Origin of the sequence: Sphingobacterium sp. UBA7253 (assembly GCF_002472745.1) — a bacterium.
Taxonomy (GTDB): domain Bacteria; phylum Bacteroidota; class Bacteroidia; order Sphingobacteriales; family Sphingobacteriaceae; genus Sphingobacterium; species Sphingobacterium siyangense.
In genome coordinates this window covers 1-19,938 of the sequence record NZ_DKSP01000148.1, presented here as the reverse complement: position 1 = coordinate 19,938, position 19,938 = coordinate 1, and the positions used below count along the sequence as shown (strand labels likewise).

Here is a 19,938-nt window from a genome sequence, read left to right as displayed (position 1 = left end):
TTAAACATTTAGAAACTGCAGATAAGATGCATTTGGTCAGCCTAATACCACCTAATAGATTTGACTTGCAGAAGAGAAGTGTATCCTTGCATCTTGATAGTGCCTTATCAAAAATATTGCTACCAAAAATATCCCAGATACAACAGCCATGAATTATATAGAAAAAAAGATCTCCGTTAATAAAGCAATGGCGATATTAGCTAAAAATGGAATTCATGTAAATGAGAAAGAGACTGCTATTATATTAGATTTTTTATATTTAATGGCCAAATACTACAGCGTTGATGCATGTAGCTTGGATGCCGAATCCTTAAGGAGATATCGAACTCAGGAAAAATGGTAGGAGAGTGGCTACAAACCTCATTTTTTGCGTCATTGATAACCAAAGACTAAATAATTTTGTTAAAATTTTCGAACTCTAAAGGAATGGGGTGTAACCGTTTGTCTAACAAGTTTTTATGGGTATAAAAAAAGGAGACACTTTCTGTTAAGTGTCTCCTTAAGTGGGGTCACGAGAGTACAATAGAACCTTTAGTGCCTTTATTAGAGTTTATTAAGAAGATAAAAACAGGCGAATAGAATGATATGGGATTACCCTATTTAGTTCTATTTGCCTGTTTTCGTTTATCTAAATTATAAGGTATAAGAGATTTAATATTTTTTGTTATCAATATGTAGCAAAGGAAAAAAAGGTTTGATGCCCGTGTTCAAATGCTCACCTATATTGTAATTATTCATCTCTTAAGCTGTCTACTGGATTAGCTATTGCTGCTTTGATGGATTGATAACTTATAGTCAATAAGGTTATGGTAATAGCTCCCGTACCTGCGTATAAAAATATGTCCCATGTAATCTTGATACGATAGGAATACGAGCTAAGCATATTGTCAGAGATAAAATAAGCTATCGGGAAGGCAATAATGCAGGCAAAAAATACTAAATAAACAAACTGTTTAGATAACATATTGGTTATTGAAAAAATAGATGCGCCAAGAACTTTGCGGACACCAATTTCTTTGGTTCTGTTCTCTGCCATATATGCAGCTAATCCATATAGTCCTAAGCACGATATAAAAATCGTTAGGATTGCAAAAAGGCTGGAAAGTTTCCCTAATTGCTGAAAATCCTTGAATTTTTCAGCATATTCTGTATCCACAAAAGTATATTCAAAAGGGTATTCTGAATTATACTCTTTAAATATTTTTTCTATTCGATTTAAAGCATCTTTAGTTTCTATATTATCATTTATTCTAATGTTGGTTACATTCACTCCAGAATGAATTCCTTGAATGACTAATGGGGTTACTGGATTAAAGGGCGATTCTTGAACAAAATCTTTGATAACTCCTATAATATGCCAATTTCTACCATCTACAATGGTTTTACCAATGGGATCATCGAAATTAAATACTTTTGCCGCTGATTCATTAATGATCATTGCAGAAGAATCTGTAGGGAATTTTGATAAATCAAAGTCCCTACCTGCAATTAAGTGCAAACCTGCAGTTTTAACTAGATTATCATCTACACCTATTCTTGCAAATATCGTATTGTTACCTTTCGGTTTACCGTCCCAATCCATTGGATTAGTGCTCCAATTTTCGGTTAATGGAGATGAAGTTCTTGAAACATCTGAGGCTACACCTGAGGAAATCAATGCATTTTTAATTAATGTATAGTTCTTTCGTATATCTCCTTGGTCCATTATATTTATTAGTCTCTCTTTATTATATCCTAATTCTCTATTTTGTGCATATTGAATCTGCTTTTGAATAGAAATTGTAGTAATTATCAGAATGATTGCTATACAGAATTGAGAGACTACAAGAACTTTCCTAGGATTAAATTTCTGTTGTACACTTAGTAATTTACCTTTTAGTACTTTGACTGGTATAAATGATGAAAGGTAAAATGCAGGATAGCTTCCAGCCAGAAGCCCTGTAATGAATATGAACCCAAGAAAAACAGACCAAAATAATATATTGGTATAAGGGATGGTCAACTTTCTTGAAATTGAATCGCTGAAAGAAGGAAGTACTAGAAATGTTATAATAAGGGATAAAATTCCAGCAATTAAGGCTATAAGGATTGATTCTGTTAAAAATTGACTTATCAATTTACTTTTATTCGCTCCTACCACCTTTCTGACTCCAACTTCTTTAGCCCTTTTTTCACTTTGGGCAGTACTAAGATTCATGAAATTTATACAGGCAATAAGCAAAACAAAACAAGCTATTGCTACAAACGATTGAACCATTCGAATTCTGCTAGAAGTCGGTTTCCCCATATCGGTAAACTTACTATATAGCCACTTATTAGCGACAGGTTCCACAAAAATTTCAATTTTTGTTTCTGTATGTTTTCGTAAAAATCCCTTAATGTTCCTTTTAAATTGATCGATGTTTATACTTTTATCCAATTCGACATAAGTTTGGATTGAATTATTTTGCCAATAATCATCTGAATAACCTAATTTTTCCATTAAAGTCCATGGAACGAAATAAGAGATTTTATTCATAAATGAATTATTAGGTATATCTTCAATTATAGCTGAAACGGTAAGAAGTTCGGAGTTATTAACCTTAAGAGATTGATTAATAGGATTTTCATCATCAAATAAACGAAGGGCCAATGATTTAGTCAAAACTATTTGATTGGGGTTTTTCAGAGCTTCAATTGGATTACCGGCTAGAACTTTGAAATCAAATATTTTCAAAAATGAACTATCAACAAATGACCCTTGTTCTTTAGAAAGTTTAACTTCACCATTAGTTAATAGAAACCCGGTTCCGTTATTCATTCGGACTATATTATTAATTTCTGGAAAATCAGTTTTTAAAGCTGCAGCCATCGGTTTAGGAGTGAAGAAATGTTGTACGGTTGCACCATCCCATACATCTTTAATGCCTACTTCGTAAATTTGATCAGTTTTTGAATAAAAACGATCGTAAGTGAATTCACTTTTCACCCACAACATAATCAACATGGCAGCCGCCATACCTATTGCCAATCCAGCAATATTTATTGTTGTAAAGCCCTTGTTCTTCTTAAGATTACGGAAGGCTATTTTTAAATAGTTTTTAAGCATAGTGGATTGTTTTAAGAATATTATTAATTATTTCAAAAGATTTGCCAATTAATCAACATATTGAATTTTAGGATTTTATATTATTTTTTTGTTTTGAACTGTTCGGCACCGTACATTATTTGTTCGTTTCCGAACAATGCGATATTAACAATCTATACTCCTTTGTAAGGAAAGCAATCACCCTCTGGATCGTTCCCAATGCGTATTGGCCATTGCTTTTGAAATATACCGTTCACACCCGTAAAGTTTGCAAAAAATGTCATTGATCATATCCCTCGGATATTTTGGGTTTCTGTCATCAATATTGCCTTTTGTAAGTTAAAATTTGTACTGGTGTGTATTCTTCCGATGTGACAGACCTTGACCTGCGGAATGTCTATAAAATTGATCCCTTCACGCTTGCCAAGACAGCACATGTTTATAAAAAGCATGAATGCATAGCATACCTGAGTTGAACTTCAACAAATCTATTGTAAGAGGCTAAACCAGGGAAAAGATTTGAGAAGGGGAAATGCAAAATGAATATAAAAAAGACTTGAAATTGGTAAATTGGCCAGTATGAAAAAGAACCATTAGGCTGATGATTTAATTTTAAGAGAGACTGGCTTTTCTATTGCATTTACCAATTTTTCTGTCTTCTATAGGCTTTTCATCAAGAATAGGTCTGATTTCATTGCAGAAATCACCCGCTTTAACGAAAATTTCTATAAATTCATCTCTTACATAAAACTTGGTTTGTTATTTTATTGAATTAATTGTCAAATTTTTATATACAAAAGCCAAACCTTTTTTATATTTTTTGCATTCTACATACCCGTATGCTATGCGCAAGGAAATAGAACTCCAATGATGAATAATAGTTTTTACATTTACGACGTGAGTGGTAAGTATAACCAGATTCTATTTGTTAAATGTGATCTTTAAATTTGCAAAATCACCATCTGAATCATCCCCTGTCCATAAGCCGATCTTACCTGATGATGCCTTATGTAGTGATTTTACGGTTAGCACAGAAGTTTGCAGTGAATTGACAAATGTGTTAATTGTATCTTTGGTAACTACTATCTTTACATTAAACCAATCGTTTGGGTCGATTACCGTTGGCATGGAAGCTTCATAAATATCTGTAAACTCTTCCCTGAGGTATGGCCAATCATTGTCCGGGAGAGAGATATACTGCACAGCATGTTTCTTTCGAATAGGGTCTTTAGCTCGAAAATTAAATGGCCTAAAATAAAGAGCTTGGTAAGTAGTGTCATTGGTTCCATGGAATGCAATACCTACAAAACTCTCCTGAAGAACATCCTTGCCTCTAACGTCAAATTCAATTGTCCCGGTCTCGAAAAGAATGTTCTTTATCCAGACAACACCTGCATTTGGCTGGCCCTTCACATGAACATAGGTATTTCCTTTACCATCTTTTAAAATGGCAAACTCTCTTCTAATGGACTCCAATTTTTCCATTTGCAACAGGGGCTTTGTAAACTGCTGACCGTACAGTTCAACCATAAGATAGAACATTGCTAACAGGGTTAACGTTAATTTGATTTTGATCATAGTATTAAGATTTGATTTTATATTTTTGAGATATTTTGATCAAAAATAGAATAATTGAGGACGTTTAACGGTTCATTTCCTGTTCAAATCTGTTCAAGTTCTGAACATTATAAAATATGGCTGAAAATCAACAATATATAGATCGATGTAAATTACTGATCGAAGAAAAATTAGGATGGGAAAATAGCTCCAGTTGGCAATCGCAGGACTTTGAAAATCTAAGCGAGCAAATTTTTGTAGAAACAAACACAATAATCAGTTCAAGCACGTTAAAGCGTATATGGGGAAAGGTTCAGTATAAAAGCAGGCCCAACATTAGTACCCTCGATGCATTGTCTAGATTTATCGGTTACTCCAATTGGAGGGATTTTGTAAAATCTTTACCACGGATCGATAATCCAGAAACTCTTACGTCGCGGCCTAAAAAGTCTATTGACTATTATAGGTTATTCATAATCTTTGGTATAGTGTTTTTTGCAGTCAGCTTTCTCTTGCAGATGAGGTCCAATAAAACCCTTAGTTTCAGCAATGTTAAATTTCAGAGTGAAGCCGTTACAGATGGCGTTCCAAATACTGTGATATTTAAATATGATGCAAGTCAGTCAAATGCCGATAGTGTATTTATACAACAGAATTGGGATGATATGAGAAGGAAAAGGGTGGAGAAATTCCACCACGAACATGCAAGTGTATATTATCTACCTGGATATTATCGAGCCAAGTTAGTTCTCAATGATTCCATTGTAAAGGAACATGACGTCTTTATTGAATCTGAGAAATGGATGGGTGTCCTTTTAAGAGATTCAATTCCTTTCTATTTTCCAGAGGAAATTTACCGACATGACAACTGGCTCGGCATAACTCCCGAAGATTTAGGGCGGGATCTGAACATCTATAACCAAGAAGTTCATTCATTTATGCTTACGCATGTGAACAAGGAACTCAGTGTAGATAGCCGATCTTTTTCATTATCGTTGAACGTTCAGAATACCTATGATTACCCTGGAGCCCCTTGTAGACAAACAGAAATAGTCCTTCTCGGTACAGAAGGAGTAATAATCATTCCCCTTTCAAGTCGGGGCTGCATTGGAGATATCAAATTACGAATTGGCAATTTATTTATGGATGGTAGATCAAATGACCTCTCTGCTTTCGGGGTGGATTTTTCTTCCCCCGTTGCTGTTGAATGCTCTGCTTCTTCTGAAAAGATTAAGATCAAACTGAATAACGAATTAGCGTATGAAGGATCATTCAGTAACGGAATAGGGAATATTGTTGGTATACGAATTAAATTTCAAGGTTCGGGACGTTTAGATTCTTTCAAACTTGGTAAAGTTTCTTGATATCCACAGTTGTTTACTTTTTGTTGTCAAAAACTGTACTTTTCCATTGATCACCAAGCAAACAAAAGGGCAGTTGATACTGCTTAAAAAGTATCTCCGAAAAAAAACACGAATTTTAAAAAGTGTTTAATTTCTATCATTAGAGTAATATTTTGTGTCTCCCTATTTAGTCCGGAGTATTTCTTATTTAAAGTGAGATTAGCTTGGAAATTCTAGTTGCATAAAGCGGCACTTTTATTCCCGTTTTTATTAATTTCCTTATTAAACTGAATTGTTCTTTATAATATTATATTCCCAAATATCTGATATCAATAGACGATTATATTAAATGAGAATAATCGTATCAATGTTATTCTAATTGGATGTTGCTGATGTAGAGTTTAAATATAAGATTGATTATTACCACTACTATATTGCCATCCCGATTCAAGTATTTTGGATGCCGAATCCTTAAGGAGAAATCGAACTCTGGAAAAACGGTAGGAGAGTGGCTACAAACCTCATTTTTTGCGTCATTGATAACGAAAGATTCAAAAATTTTATTAAAATTTTCGAACTCTAAATGAACATGCTTTAAGAGCTTGGTTCATAGTTTTTTATGGGTATAAAAAAAGGAGACAACTTCTATCAAGTGTCTCCTTAAGTGGGGTCATGAGAGCTCAATAGAACACCTGATACCTATTTTGACATTTTTTGATAGCCTTAAATTTGGATAACATTCAGACATCAAATGTTTAGATGACGATTGCCACATGGACAAGACTAGATATCTTCACTACGTTTCAAGCTGACCAATGTATCCCACAAGTTCGCAAGTTTATAAATTTCGGCTAGGTTAGACTTAAAAGTTGGATTTTACAAATGGTACCTTGATGCTATTTTTCTGATTACTGTCCCGTCACGCAGACGATGTTCACCAGTGTTTAATACTTAAATGGTATTTATGTATATAAAATTTCTGAAAATATCTATGTCCCAGTAACCCTCCAATAGATTGATGATTTTTTTTTATTGAGCAGAAACTCCTACAGCAGTAGTGATTTAAAATTATCGTAAACCATTCCGCACACTTCATTTTCATCTAGCTTTAGGGTTTTCGCAATAAGCTTATGGGTATATTGTAGTGAGGCCATCCGGCTTTTAATGTTCGAATCAAACGTAAAAGGTGCATCAGTTTCTGTCAGTAATAGTTTCCGAGGTATATTTTTTAATATTTCCAAGCCATTATTGGACTGCAACATCTTGTGATTTACAGAGAAGTATATCCCCATATCTGCTGCTCGTACCAAGGAAGACTTGTCACCCGTATACCAATGTAAGATAATTTTATTGTTCGTCACGGACCTATATTGATACAGCAGGTCTATAACATCTCGTGCAGCATTTCTACTGTGTACGGTAACTATTTTCTCGTCACGAGTTGAGAGGAAGCTAAGTATATTACGGAATATATCGTATTGAATATCGTAAGTATTCTTAAAGCGTGCCGATCCATCTAAACCAATTTCTCCTACATATTTTGTATGATTTAAATGTTCGAGAAAATCAACCAGTTGTTGTTTGAATTGCCCGGCAAGTTCAGGATGCAGGCCGACACCAACCCTTATATTCTTGCAGCCAGAGAACAATTGATTGTTTGGCTCAAAAAATCCAGGTGCATTGGTGACGGTAATAGTTTTAATAGGAGAACTATCTTCTTTCAATACATTATTTTGAATACCTTGGATTAAATCAAGGTGGCAGTGGGTATCGATATAATATGGGTTCATCGGAGCTTTACAGTACTAACTAAATTTTCAACTTCCTGCAAAGATCGTCTATAAACATCAATATATCCATCAACATCTTCACCTAAAGAACCTGTTGCTCTTATAAGGGCTGTTAAAAACATGGGGTGTTTCTTCACTTTGGCTATCATAAATTTGAAGGCCTGTATATCCGCACCTTCTGCTTTGGCTATTTCCAATCCAGCACTATCATATATATCCAGTCGATAGTTAAATTTATCAACTAAACCGCTCGCTTTATAGGAAGCTCGACGAATAATACAGGGTACACAATAGCCGCAATGTATATTGCCCAAACCAGCGTATCGACCCGAAGGATGGCTACATGACATGGTCTCCGTATCAACAACAAGACTGGAGTTCTTACATTCCTTAAGCATTTCACCTTTAGTTTTAAACTGATAAGGGTTTTTTATTGTAACCTCTAGGTTTAGTGAATCGAACAATTTCTGCATCATCTCAAAGTATTGCGGATGTGTGGTTCGGGTACTGTGGGAACCAACTCGCAAAGGAGTAAGAGGAATATTTAAACTGATCATACCATTTTCCGGAACTATGAGTTTTGCTTTTGTGCCTAAGGAGGATGCACATATAGCTCCCAATGTCAAAAACAGGAATGACCGCCCCCTTTCGGTATGTTCCTCACTATCGAAAATTTCAGATTTTGGTATTTTGATAAATGCATAAATCCTTTCGGTTTTTTTCGTAGCATAAGCTTTTGTAAGTGCATCACCACATCTTTTTTGAAAAGGCGAGACATCTGCACTTTTTGAATGGCCAATTAGAAGTGGGACGATATTTTGCTCCAAAAGGTCTATTGCGCCAATGAAGCTGTCCATCCCTCCGGAAAATAAGCAAACGGTATCCGTCTGATAAGGCATTTTATATGCTTTTCGGTTCCCTTTAGGACAAAGTTTTAGATCTTTGTTGCTTCTCGGCCTAAATGTCAAAGTCCAAACATCACCGGTAAGGAACTTGAAAATATTCTGTATGTTAGTTTTTTGTTTATCCCAAAGATCAGGATCACTAACCGGTATGTACAAATCAATAACCCTTGTCCAGCTGTCTTCTCCGTAGTCACTCCTCGAAATTCTCGTGTCTGCTGCATACATTGTGCAGGCGACAACCAATAAATCCATTGCAATTTCAGATGGTTCAAGCTTTAATTTTTTGAGATGTCTAAGAAAAGTGTTCCAGCTAACATCCAGCTTATTGCCGTGATGATGAAAAGAGACTTTAGCCGTTTTTTCATAATCCTGACCACTTAAATCAATTCCCTTATCTTCAATGCCTACGGTGGCAACCAATGCAAACTTTCCCATATTATTTATTTTCTATCCCACCGAGAACATCAAATGCTATGCGGTAAATATTTTCAATTTTTTGATTTATGCCCTTACCATCACCACGCTGATTGGCAATGATTTCAGGCATAATCTGATTTCGTACAAGTCCATTTATTATCTGGTATGCATTGTTTTCTATTTCAAGAAGTGTATCGATATCGCTCACTGCGCCAGGCATCTTGTTGCCTAGATCACAGATTACCCTTTGTACAATAGTTTCTTCAATAAAGATTGCTGTCATGACTTCAATCTGTTCATTAGTCAAATTATTGAGATCCAACTCTGCTTCTTCGCATACCCGCGTAACTGTATTTGCGTAAGCCAATTTTGTTATACTATCGTCTTGGGTATTCTCGTATGGTTCTCCTTTTTCCTCGAATATCACATCACTTAAGGCAGACAGTGTATCCAAAAGCGGTTTGTTTTCATACGAGGAAAGATTGAATATCTTGAGTGCGGCAGTTAGTCCATTGTTTTTAATAGTATTAATAGCTTCGTAGAAACTACCGACACGGCTGGCCGATGGCCGCATCCTACGCGCTAGAACCTGCGTTTTCCCCCCCGTACTTCGACTATACCCTCTTAATGCCTTTTTGAGGGCATCGCTATCCTTTCCGCCACTCCGTACATATTTATTAAAATCAGTTTTGGGTTGCCTATAGCGATTCGTATTCGGTGCCGGTAAAGCAATAAGCTGCTGGCGGTCTGGAACAGGCTTTGGCTGTTCATCCCCATTTTCATTATCATGACCGTTCTGATCATTGTTGTCGTTCGGATCGCCCTGACCATCATTAGGACTATCCGGCACAGGATTTTCCATTGGAGATATCCATGAAGGAATCAATGGATTTGATCCACCTGCACCGCTTCCGGAAGATGAAGTCCCCATAATTAGTCGATGTTTATCTTAACTTTTGCAAATGAGGCCAACTGAGTATTATCAGTTTGCTTAGCCCACTCGGCCAATAATTGTTTGTTTTTTTGAATTCCTGCGGCCGTCCTCAATCCATCCAATTGGCTTCCCGCCCAAACACCCAGGCTTTTAGCAGGATAGGCGGCTATTATATCAACCAGTCGTTCCTCCAAGTCCTGATGAGTACTTATAATTCTTAAAAGCCCTTGTATCGGTTTGGGGACTTGTCTTAAATCAGAAACGGTACGGCTTTCAGCTTCCAAAATCTCGAATATTTTGACGGCATCAGAAAATGACGTTTGCCCTAAAGTTTTACTTGCGGCATTTAAGGCAATTCCGGATCCGCTGTTCAATTGTTCCAACAGCTGGGACAAATGCGGTAGTAATTCTTCATTGGTTTCCAAACCAATTGCTTTTTCTTTTGATATAAATATATACGGACGTAAATCAATAGCTCCCAGACGAGGTTCTACTTTTACCCACTCCTGAAATTTTTCGTCTCCTGAAGTTTTTTCAGTCTTCGAAACTTTAGCAGCCTTTCCAGACTGCTCCTGTTCTGAATCCAGTAATTTTTCTGCGGTGATAATGGTATCTGAAAATCCTTTATTTGAACTTCCAATCTCAGAACTGACAATTTCAAATTTCTCTGTCTGAAACCGCTCCAGTAGCATTAGCTTAGCTAATATGTTCAGTTTTATTATGGTATCCAAGCCGTAAATCTTAGATATTTTCATACGCAGGAAAAGGGTATTGAGAAACCTTTTTATGTTCCTGGGATTTCCGCGCAAACCCACGGTCAGTGTTGGACTCAGTTGATCGGCCACAAAAAGTGTATTTTTCAAAGAATCTGAAGGACTGCCTATAGCATCTTGCACTATGTCATAGGTAAGGGTGTTGTTGTCGTATGGTGTCTTCCTTTTGCCTGTAAACTCCAAATATATACGCTTAAGTTCATTGAAGTCATTTTTCAGATGATTTTGAAGCATCAAAAATTTGATGTAATTACCAGTTTGTAACTGGTTAAGGAATGGGATACGTATAGGGATCTGTATGAGTTTTTCCAGGTAGTTCTTCGTGTAATCATTGTAAGATGCCGGTAGATTAGGAAAATGCTCCCTAACTGCATATTCAATCATTCTTTCATCCGCAGATATAATGAAAGTTGTACCTTCTACAAAGAGAAATAATCTGATGGCCTCAAGAATTTCAATGACAGATTTTGGTAGACATCTGTCAAGATCGTCGACCAGTATAACAATTTGATCTACCTTCGACTTCTTTATCAATTCCATGAACTCTTTGCGGAAACCTAAAATCTGTCCAGTAACGGTTTCTTCCTCGGCTTTTTTCAAAAAATCTTCTTCATCAGTATCAAATGCTCCAGAAGTTCCTTCATCATCTCCTTTACCGCTAACCAACTGTTTCCCTTGTCTTATTGCACCTGATATTCCGGTAAGAACCGATCCCATAGGTATTCCTGTTGCGCCAGTGAGTACGGCATTCGCACCAACTTTAGCAACCTTCAGCCAATTAATTCTTTTGATTAAAGATTTTGCTAATTTCTGGATTTTAGCATGCGATGGCTGAAGCTTCGCCAATTCGGTAACCACCGTCTCCATCAGGGCTGTTTTAGCATCTTCGTACCCTTGAAATAACCAGCCGTTAAAAAGGATTGGATGCGCTTTTAGTTCTTTTGCAGTATTCTTTGTTGCAATTTCGTTTTGGAGTAAAGACAATACCGACGACTTTCCTACTCCCCAGTCTCCATATATTCCAACGGTTAGGGGACGTAGATGATTATCCGATATTATTTCCAGCACCGTTTGTGCTATTTTTTCGTGATCTAAAAGATCAATGTCCGTTTCTTTATCATTCCACATATTGAAATAATTCGTTAGTTGTAAAAGTTATTCGACAACAAGCCCACATTCCTATTATACACCTTCTTAACCATATAACTTTTGGATGTATGTTGTCAACAGCAAAAATAGACTGCCGATCTGTTTTAGAATTACGGTTTCCCTCATTTTCGGTGATAAAAATCGCCTGTCTATAATTTATCTATATAGTAATAGTATGATATGTATATATCACTGTGGTCATTACAATCCTAATATAAAAATTTTTCAAAAGAAAATGTAAAAATTATGCAAGATGCCAATTAGATAGCAAGGTAACGGTGAGTTATAAGTAACCGAAGGAGAAAAATGTTGTGCAAAAAAATTATGTGTATGGCCGACGAGTTAATAACAGGGAACAACAGAAGGTTATTCAGGTAAACTGATTTTTTTGCTATCAGATTGGTTTCCCTTTATAATTTCTTGGACCGTCGTTTAGAAATAAATGAAACACGCGAAAAGAAACGAAAATGTTGCTGCATATTCAACGAAATATAGAAACCTGTTTGGTAAAATACATTAAACTATAATTTTTGAAAAAGTGAATTTGGGAAAAGGATTATGTTTAATTCAATACAAAGTGTATTTTCAACTGTAGGGACGAATTGCTGGAATTGCAACAAAAAAAGGACATTTAGTTAAGCTACAATATTTTGTTCATTCAGTTTTCTTCCAAACTCTTCAGGGGACATAAATCCTAAAGCAGAGTGCATTCTTTTTCTGTTATACCAAACCTCTATGTATTCAAACACAACAATCGCTGCGTGGTGTTTATCTACGAACTTACTCTGGTATATACATTCAGCTTTGAGCGTCTTAAAGAAGCTTTCAGCAACGGCATTGTCCCAGCAATTTCCCTTTCTGCTCATGCTTCTTATAATTAGCGGGTTTATCTTTAATAAAATCTGAAATTCATTGCAAGCATACTGAATTCCTTGATCTGAGTGAAATATCAGTTCTTGTGTTATCGGTCTGTTTTTTTGCGCCATGCTAAATGCTGGAATTACGGTGTCAATGGCCTTCATTGTTGCGCTTAAAGCCCAGCCGATTACTTTTCTATCCCCCAGATCTAAAACCGTTGTCAGATATAACCATCCTTGTTTGGTTCAGGTGATATCAGATACCCAGACAGCTCCTAACGTCCCTGTTTTCAAATTACGATCCAGCTTATTTTCCGGTACAGTAAATTTGTGATTAGAATCGGTAGTCACCTTGAATTTCTTCTTCACTATACTTCGTAAATGGATCTTTTTCATTATTCGGGCTACTCGAGGTCTAGAGACTTTAATGCTCTTTTCGTTCGATGCCTTTGTAATCCTAGGACTTCCATAGCTACCTTTACTCTCTTGGAACGTTTTCCGTATTTTCTGCTCAAGCATTTGGTTTTCCCTACTACGGCATGATGGTGTACGCTTCAACCAGATGTAAAAACCGCCTCCACTTACTTTAAACACGGTGCACATCTTCTCGATGGAAAATATCTTGCAGTGATCCGCTATGAACCCGACTATTTGCCCTCGTTCTTGGAGAAGATGATTACAGCCTTTTTTAGGATGTCGCTCTCCATTCGCGTTTCACGCAGTTCTTTCTTCAGCCTAGCTACTTCCTCCTCGGCTTCTGTTAATATTACTTTCCCATTGCCAGGAACGCTACTGCCTATTCTTTACGCCATCGATAAAGCAATGAGGGCTGGATATCCAATTCTTTGGCCAGAGCTGTTAAATCATTTCTGTTATTACTCAGCTCAACGCTCATCAGCTTGAACTCTTTGGGCTACGTTTTTCTTACTCTTGACATAAGGCTGTTAAGTTATTAAATTCCCTTAACTTATTGTCTGTTCAAATGTAGCAACTCCAGTTCTGTAAAATATCCTATAAGGCGACAACCCTGAGCAAAAAAAACTCTATATAAGAACGTTGAACGAAAATATAAGTAATCAGGCTAAAATCCTAACGAATACAAAAAAACCTGTTATTCTGTAACAGGTTTTATAATCTTTAATATGCGTCTAATTAATACGGGAGATTATCTCTTGTAAAACTACAGGATGAAATTCTTCATATACTGTATTAGACCTGACATTGTTCTTTTCTTGCGGCCTTGGAATAACAAACTTTTGCGTAAAAATCCATTTTACATTTCTGCCTGTACTCACTAATCCATTATTCCGAATAATGATATTATCACTTATAATGCCAATAGCTTTGACTGTAATATCGTTTTGTCCAAATGCTGCTTTAATGTATACGATATCTCCAACTTTCAAGGACTGGAAATAGTCTTGTAGTTCAGGAGCATCTGTTGCATCCCATCCAACGCCTACCAAATTTTGGTTTATAAAATCACTACTAACATCCCTGTCGTAATATGCACCGACACCGTAAATTGCCATAATTATTTTAGTGTTTTAATGTGTTGTTTAAGTCTTTGTTCTCCAACTATAATTTGCTTTTTCTCTAAATCAAGCTCAGAGATACTTTTGTTTAGCGAGTCTATTTCTCTTTGTTTTGATGCTATCTGAGAATCATATGAATTAGACTCCCTCGCCTTGGATTTCCTCTTTGAGTCTTTATCTACCGCTTTATTTATGCCCTCCTGAAGTATTTTCATTCTTTTAGATTTGGCTTCTTTAAGATGGGATTTGTCGACATTTATTTTGACTTTTTTATCTTTAAAGGCTGCAATCGTAGCATCAATCTGCTTTTTTCGTAGTGCTATTTTATCTGCTAATTCTAAAGTCTCTTTAAGGTTCAATTCCTCTATTTTTTTTCTAAGTTCCTCTTCCATGTTATATATCTACAAGATTACGGTAGTCATATTTTTTATATTGTTCTACGTTCTCCTTTTCTTTATTAAGTTCAATAAGTTCATTTTTCACTTCAACCCTGTACCAGTATTCCGGCTTTGTGTGTGAGAAAGTACTAAGTTTCAAAACCAGTTTTGCATTGAGTTTCCTTTCCCCACTAAGGTATTTATGCAAGTTGCTATCTCGCATTTCAAAATAAGTCGCCAGTTCCTTTTTTGTAAGGTTCAGGACTTTCAGGTACATTTTCACAAAATCCAGTATCTTCAACACTTCAGTATCGTTATCATTTTGGATATAGTCCTCCAATTTATACTGGATGGTAAGCAATTGATTGGTCAATATCCTTTCTTTGGATTGGGTAGCCGCATGGGCACATATTGCTGCCTTTACACTATCCCTTTTTTTGTAATTCCAAATATCTTCACTTTGAATTTCTTTCGCTTTCATGTTCATCTATTTAAAAATTCATCAATCAATTTTTGCCCACCCTCCGGCGGTATAATCATAGATTTACTTTGTCCAAGCCTAAAAGCATTATATTTTGTGGAATACACCGCCATCAACTTGGTTTCATCTGCCTCATTGGCTTCTCCAATATCAAACGCAAGATAACCTTTATAAACTCCTTCTCCTTTGGTAAAACTTAGCCTGCAAGCAAATGCAATCAGGCAGCCTGCCACATTTTCGTATTCTTTAACCTCGCCTCTGTTGTGCGGAGCAACTTCAATATAAGCCATATATGGCTCAACCTTATCTTTCATTTCAAAAGTCAGGCTTCCTTCAATCTTACCAGAGGTTTCCTCGGTTACCAAAACATAGGTTTCAGCACCTCTCTTTTTTGCGTGCTTGTTGAAATTAAACCTCCAACCGTCAACTACTGAAGGCAAGACTACTTTTACCAGTTTTGAATCTGAAATCTTAGCATCAACTAAAACATTTCCTTCTATTTTTAATATCTTTACATTCATTCAGGTGCTGAATTTCATTAAAACAAATATAGTCAAAATTATACAATGTGTATAATTTAGTTCATTGATTTTCTGTGCTACTCCCCACATACTGAATAACTGCGTAAATGTTTAAATTAGTAGTTTAACAGAGTAATATGTTTGTTCTACACCTCCATCAATTAGTATATTTCGATTGGTACTCCCATCATTGAATGATAAGAGTAGAGAATCTCCATTTCCTGCTTTTAGTAATTTTATCTTCACGGCAATTTTACACTCTTTGGTTAATAAATTTGGGCTTAGCAAAGTTGGTTTATGCAAATATAATGAAACTAGTCGTTGGCTTGGATAAAAATATAGTTTAAAAAGTGATATTGTTTGTTATTTTGAAAAATAATTCCAGGATATTTTATTTAAGTAAAGTTTCAAAATGTTGCATAAGAATTCGGACTTTATCCTTTATATCATTTTATCTCCAAAATCGTTATAAACTATAAAGTAAAATGTTATGAAAACAGCCCATCTATACGTCCGGGTAAGCACAGACGAGCAAAAGAAAAAAGGCTACTCTTTGCCAGAACAAGAGGATAGATTACTGAAATACTGTGATTATAATCATATAAAAGTCCTAGGTGTTTACAGAGAAGATTATTCAGCAAAAGATTTTAATCGACCAGAGTGGAAGAATATGCTTATGAAATGATCGGGTTACTACGGAAATATAATACAATACCGATAGCTATCGACCAACCGATAGATCTTTCTATTCCCGAAAGTACCGTTATGTTAGCTGTCTATCTATCGGTTCCGGAAGCGGAGAACAGTAGAAGGGCCATGAACACAGCAAATGGAATTCGCCGTGCAAAACAAATGGGAAGATTTCCTGGAAAGGCTCCTTTAGGCTATATCAATATGAGCGGTTTTGATGGAAGGAAAATAATCGTTCCTAAACAACCTGAAGCGAATATCATAAAGTGGGTCTTTCGTCAACTAGCCAAGAATAACAATAAGATAGATCATATCCGAAAGATAGCCGATGCAAAAGGTCTAAAATGTTCGCGCTCACACTTTTTTAGAATTATACGCAATCCGGCATATTGTGGCCTTATAGCAATAAAGATTTCTTCAAAAGAGCAACAAATGGTTAAGGGTATTCACGATCCCTTGATTTCTGAAGTATTGTTTAATGAGGTTCAGCGTATTATTACTAGAAAAAGAATAGTTACGTCTAAAACTAATGAATTGAATGAAACTTTTTATCTGAAAAGTTTTCTTCAATGTCCTATTTGCTACAAAAGGCTTTGTGGCAGCTTCTCTAAAGGCAAAACAAAAAGATATCCTTATTATCATTGTAATGCTAAATGTAAGACAAGAGTAAATGCGTTAACTCTTAACGACGCTTATTGTAGTGAACTTCAGAAACTGCAGCTTTCTAAAAATGTAACTGAACTATTTAGCGTTATTCTGGAGGATTGTAATATAAATATACAGAAAGCAGAAGATACACAGGAACGCAACATGTTAGTTAGAAGATTGAGGGATCAGGAGTCGCTACTTTCCCAGGCAAGAAAACTATTTGTAGCTTCTGTATTAGGAAATGATGACTACTACGCTATTAAAAAGGAATATCAAATCAATTCTCAAAGTATTAAAGGAGAACTTTCCAATGTAAATACTAAATTGGAAAACTATAAGAAGTATCGTGAGTTGATGTCAGTTTCGTTCATAGATGTTTTTCAAGTAGTTAAACATTTAGAAACTGCAGATAAGATGCATTTGGTCAGCCTAATACCACCTAATAGATTTGACTTGCAGAAGAGAAGTGTATCCTTGCATCTTGATAGTTCCTTATCAAAAATATTACTCCCAAAAATATCCGAAAAACAACAGCCATGAATTATATAGAAAAAAAGATCTCCACTAATAAAGCTATGGCGATATTAGCTAAAAATGGAATTCATGTAAATGAGAAAGAGACTGCTATTATATTAGATTTTTTATATTTGATGGCCAAATACTACAGCGTTGATCCATGTAGCTTGGATGCCGAATCCTTAAGGAGATATCGAACTCAGGAAAAATGGTAGGAGAGTGGCTACAAACCTCATTTTTTGCGTCATCGATAACCAAAGACTAAATATTTTTGTTAGAATTTTCGAACTCTAAATGAACACGCTTTAATGTCTTGGTTCATAGTTTTTTATGGGTATAAAAAAAGGAGACACTTTCTATCAAGTGTCTCCTTAAGTGGGGTCACGAGAGTTCAATAGAGCCTTTAGTGCCTTTATTAGAGTTTATTAAGAAGATAAAAACAAGCAAATAGAATTATATGGGATTAGCCCATGTAGTTCTATTTGCCTGTTTTCGTTTATCTAAATCTTAATGTTATGAGAAATATAATTCTGTTTTTTGTTACTGGCATTATTGCGACAATTGGTTTGTTTGCTGCCTTAGGTATGAAAACCCCGTGGGTTGGATTTGCTATAGCGTTCGGGGGGTGGTTGATATACTTGTGGAAAGTTACAAATCCAAGAGATTAAAAATCTATTGTAATTAAACTTAAACTTCATTTTCCACTTGGCCTCAACTCAGTGACTAAAAGATTATGAGTCTTCCACTCTATCCATCCGGATTGGGTCAAAAAATATCGTTTCTGACTTATAGAAGCGATTTAAGCACTTTTTTTGAAACCACAAAATTTTGCTCCGTTATGTATTCGTTACGGCTTTTTAAGGGAGGAGGATCGTTAAGCCTTTTTTCGTACTCATGTACAAATGAATATTCTTATATTTACTAAAGCTTTAAAAATTAGAAGATGACTAAACCGTTTGAATTAGAATTTTATTATAAGGGTGACGCTATTGATGTAAAGTCATTCGATGTGCTTCCTAATATACCAGATAATGGGGAGGAAATATATTTACAATGTGAGAATGAAAATATGAACGACGACGGATGTTACTTCAAAGTGGTCGAAAAAAGAAGCCTCTTTTTCTCGTCACCAAGATTGAGGCAAAAGGTTATGATAAAATTGGAACGTATTGAACCTACTGATTGGTAAAATGTATAAATAACATCGGCAGTTATTACGTTGAATGGCGGAGGTAGGATCGGGACGGGTTTACAATCCCACGGACATATTGTTCACACAAAATTAAGTGATTCATTGTGCAGATAAAAGACCCCACTCTATTCAAGCAGGGTCAATAACTTGATTTATTCCCATGTTAAATTTGAATAACAGCTGAAGCTTTGGATCGCTTAAAAAACTATAATGTTTTTTTGTCCAATAATCAGTCAATTCCGTGTTTTAACCTGAAGTCAGTATCGCTCATGTGGCCGTTATAAAAAGTTGGCAGCACTTGGGGTTCACCATAACCAATATTTCCCGAAATACGTGGAAGCGTTACCGCCACAGAGGCATGTCTCATCGGCTTTTTTGCCTTTGTAGGGTAATCGTACGTGACGGTCATCAGCACATTGGTATCTTCTGTTTTGATATTGACCTGGATAAGCCAGTCCAGCTCCCTTTGATCAAATCCGCCGTCTATCCCAATCATTCTCATCATTTTCTCATTATGAAATACCCTGTCTTCGGCATAGGCTATCGCCATCTCTTTGAAATCTGTCCAGACCTTCCCTGGTAATTTTTCATTGGTGACAATTGTCTTGTCAATTGGCGCAGCAAGAATATCGCTGGAAGGAAGTCCTAAAGGCAGGTTTGCCAAGGTTTTTAGGCGCTGTTCTATGCGGTGCGTTGGATGGTTTAAGATAATCAGTTCCGCATTCGTCAGATTACAAATAGGACGTTCATCATCCGAGAGCATGGCGGCACGCGAAGAATAGCCAAAATAAGCCGCCACAAGTTCATGTGCATGGGACGATTTTAGTGGGATACCGTAATTGTTTTGGGTAAAGACGCGTAAAGAATCAGCGCAAGCTTTTGTAATTTCAAGCTTCATAGCAATTTTGTTTTTTGCTGGACTTTTTTGGTTTTCGTGAGTGTTTAAAGACAACCATGCCAGCGGTTTAACAAAAAAATGCTGTTTGACTTGTCAATTATTGATTAACCTCGCGTTTCAGTCACTCACAACTGGGGCACTCGACTCCTTTGCATATTCCGGGGATGTTGACCCCATTCCGTTGATACTGACCCCCTGATTTTGGTTCAAGGGTTTTTATCACCAATGACCTGACAATATTACCTTTTTTTTCTTAGACTTTCTCCCTTATTATGGAAAGCTTTCCAT

At 36.0% G+C, this 19,938-nt stretch carries 17 protein-coding genes and 1 pseudogene; 6 read left to right on the top strand and 12 right to left on the bottom strand.

The genetic code is table 11. The annotated features are described in order from the left end of the window. Window positions 1–148: 148 nt before the first annotated feature. A complete protein-coding gene (locus B2X72_RS15385; RefSeq protein WP_070566162.1) occupies window positions 149–343 on the top strand; it encodes a hypothetical protein in 195 nt (64 codons plus the stop codon). A gap of 387 nt (window positions 344–730) precedes the next feature. Here B2X72_RS15385 and B2X72_RS15380 read toward each other — a convergent pair whose 3' ends face one another. Beyond that, window positions 731–3,088 (bottom strand): ABC transporter permease, encoded by a 2,358-nt coding sequence (locus B2X72_RS15380; protein ID WP_286850443.1) that lies wholly within the window; start codon window positions 3,086–3,088, stop codon window positions 731–733. Between the two features lie 900 nt (window positions 3,089–3,988). Next, window positions 3,989–4,645, bottom strand: coding sequence for a hypothetical protein (locus tag B2X72_RS15375; RefSeq protein WP_286850440.1), 657 nt, complete (start codon window positions 4,643–4,645; stop codon window positions 3,989–3,991). Window positions 4,646–4,761: 116 nt separating this feature from the next. On the opposite strand from B2X72_RS15375, the gene B2X72_RS15370 reads away from it, so the two are divergent. Next, window positions 4,762–5,988 (top strand): hypothetical protein, encoded by a 1,227-nt coding sequence (locus B2X72_RS15370; RefSeq protein ID WP_201669567.1) that lies wholly within the window; start codon window positions 4,762–4,764, stop codon window positions 5,986–5,988. 1,025 nt (window positions 5,989–7,013) lie between these two features. On the opposite strand, the gene qatD is transcribed toward B2X72_RS15370, so the two are convergent. The 9 genes and pseudogenes from qatD to B2X72_RS15325 all read right to left on the bottom strand — a co-directional run bounded on the left by qatD (window position 7,014) and on the right by B2X72_RS15325 (window position 15,706). Further along, complete coding sequence (qatD, locus tag B2X72_RS15365) at window positions 7,014–7,757, bottom strand: Qat anti-phage system TatD family nuclease QatD (protein ID WP_286850437.1); 744 nt, start codon at window positions 7,755–7,757, stop codon at window positions 7,014–7,016. Further along, window positions 7,754–9,097 (bottom strand): Qat anti-phage system QueC-like protein QatC, encoded by a 1,344-nt coding sequence (qatC, locus tag B2X72_RS15360; protein WP_286850435.1) that lies wholly within the window; start codon window positions 9,095–9,097, stop codon window positions 7,754–7,756. Before qatC ends, qatD begins: the two co-directional genes overlap by 4 nt. 1 nt (window position 9,098) lies before the next feature. After that, window positions 9,099–10,010 (bottom strand): Qat anti-phage system associated protein QatB, encoded by a 912-nt coding sequence (gene qatB / locus B2X72_RS15355; protein ID WP_286850433.1) that lies wholly within the window; start codon window positions 10,008–10,010, stop codon window positions 9,099–9,101. A gap of 2 nt (window positions 10,011–10,012) precedes the next feature. Then, window positions 10,013–11,914, bottom strand: coding sequence for a Qat anti-phage system ATPase QatA (gene qatA, locus B2X72_RS15350; protein ID WP_286850431.1), 1,902 nt, complete (start codon window positions 11,912–11,914; stop codon window positions 10,013–10,015). Between the two features lie 656 nt (window positions 11,915–12,570). Continuing rightward, window positions 12,571–13,699, bottom strand: a pseudogene (locus B2X72_RS15345) (IS3 family transposase); the annotation flags it as partial. Between the two features lie 241 nt (window positions 13,700–13,940). After that, window positions 13,941–14,324 (bottom strand): hypothetical protein, encoded by a 384-nt coding sequence (locus tag B2X72_RS15340; protein ID WP_286850429.1) that lies wholly within the window; start codon window positions 14,322–14,324, stop codon window positions 13,941–13,943. Between the two features lie 2 nt (window positions 14,325–14,326). Further along, a complete protein-coding gene (locus tag B2X72_RS15335; RefSeq protein WP_286850427.1) occupies window positions 14,327–14,719 on the bottom strand; it encodes a hypothetical protein in 393 nt (130 codons plus the stop codon). Window position 14,720: 1 nt separating this feature from the next. Continuing rightward, window positions 14,721–15,185, bottom strand: coding sequence for a helix-turn-helix transcriptional regulator (locus tag B2X72_RS15330; protein ID WP_286850424.1), 465 nt, complete (start codon window positions 15,183–15,185; stop codon window positions 14,721–14,723). Window positions 15,186–15,187: 2 nt separating this feature from the next. Then, window positions 15,188–15,706, bottom strand: a complete 519-nt coding sequence (locus tag B2X72_RS15325) for a hypothetical protein (RefSeq protein ID WP_286850422.1) — start codon at window positions 15,704–15,706, stop codon at window positions 15,188–15,190. 490 nt (window positions 15,707–16,196) lie between these two features. Here B2X72_RS15325 and B2X72_RS26655 point away from each other — a divergent pair, with 490 nt between their 5' ends. The 4 genes from B2X72_RS26655 (at window position 16,197) to B2X72_RS15310 (ending at window position 18,749) form a co-directional block, all read left to right on the top strand. Then, window positions 16,197–16,391 carry a recombinase family protein gene (locus tag B2X72_RS26655; RefSeq protein WP_313270105.1) on the top strand — a complete coding sequence of 65 codons (195 nt, stop codon included), beginning with the start codon at window positions 16,197–16,199 and terminating at the stop codon, window positions 16,389–16,391. Then, window positions 16,367–17,584, top strand: a complete 1,218-nt coding sequence (locus B2X72_RS15320) for a recombinase family protein (RefSeq protein WP_286850419.1) — start codon at window positions 16,367–16,369, stop codon at window positions 17,582–17,584. The genes B2X72_RS26655 and B2X72_RS15320 overlap by 25 nt, the downstream gene beginning before the upstream one ends. Continuing rightward, the gene (locus B2X72_RS15315) at window positions 17,581–17,775 is read left to right on the top strand and encodes a hypothetical protein (RefSeq protein ID WP_199768698.1); all 195 of its coding nucleotides are present in this window, start codon (window positions 17,581–17,583) and stop codon (window positions 17,773–17,775) included. Before B2X72_RS15320 ends, B2X72_RS15315 begins: the two co-directional genes overlap by 4 nt. Before the next feature lie 728 nt (window positions 17,776–18,503). Further along, window positions 18,504–18,749 carry a hypothetical protein gene (locus B2X72_RS15310; RefSeq protein WP_248932228.1) on the top strand — a complete coding sequence of 82 codons (246 nt, stop codon included), beginning with the start codon at window positions 18,504–18,506 and terminating at the stop codon, window positions 18,747–18,749. Between the two features lie 232 nt (window positions 18,750–18,981). Here B2X72_RS15310 and B2X72_RS15305 read toward each other — a convergent pair whose 3' ends face one another. Then, window positions 18,982–19,650 (bottom strand): hypothetical protein, encoded by a 669-nt coding sequence (locus B2X72_RS15305; RefSeq protein ID WP_286850415.1) that lies wholly within the window; start codon window positions 19,648–19,650, stop codon window positions 18,982–18,984. Between the last annotated feature and the right edge of the window lie 288 nt (window positions 19,651–19,938).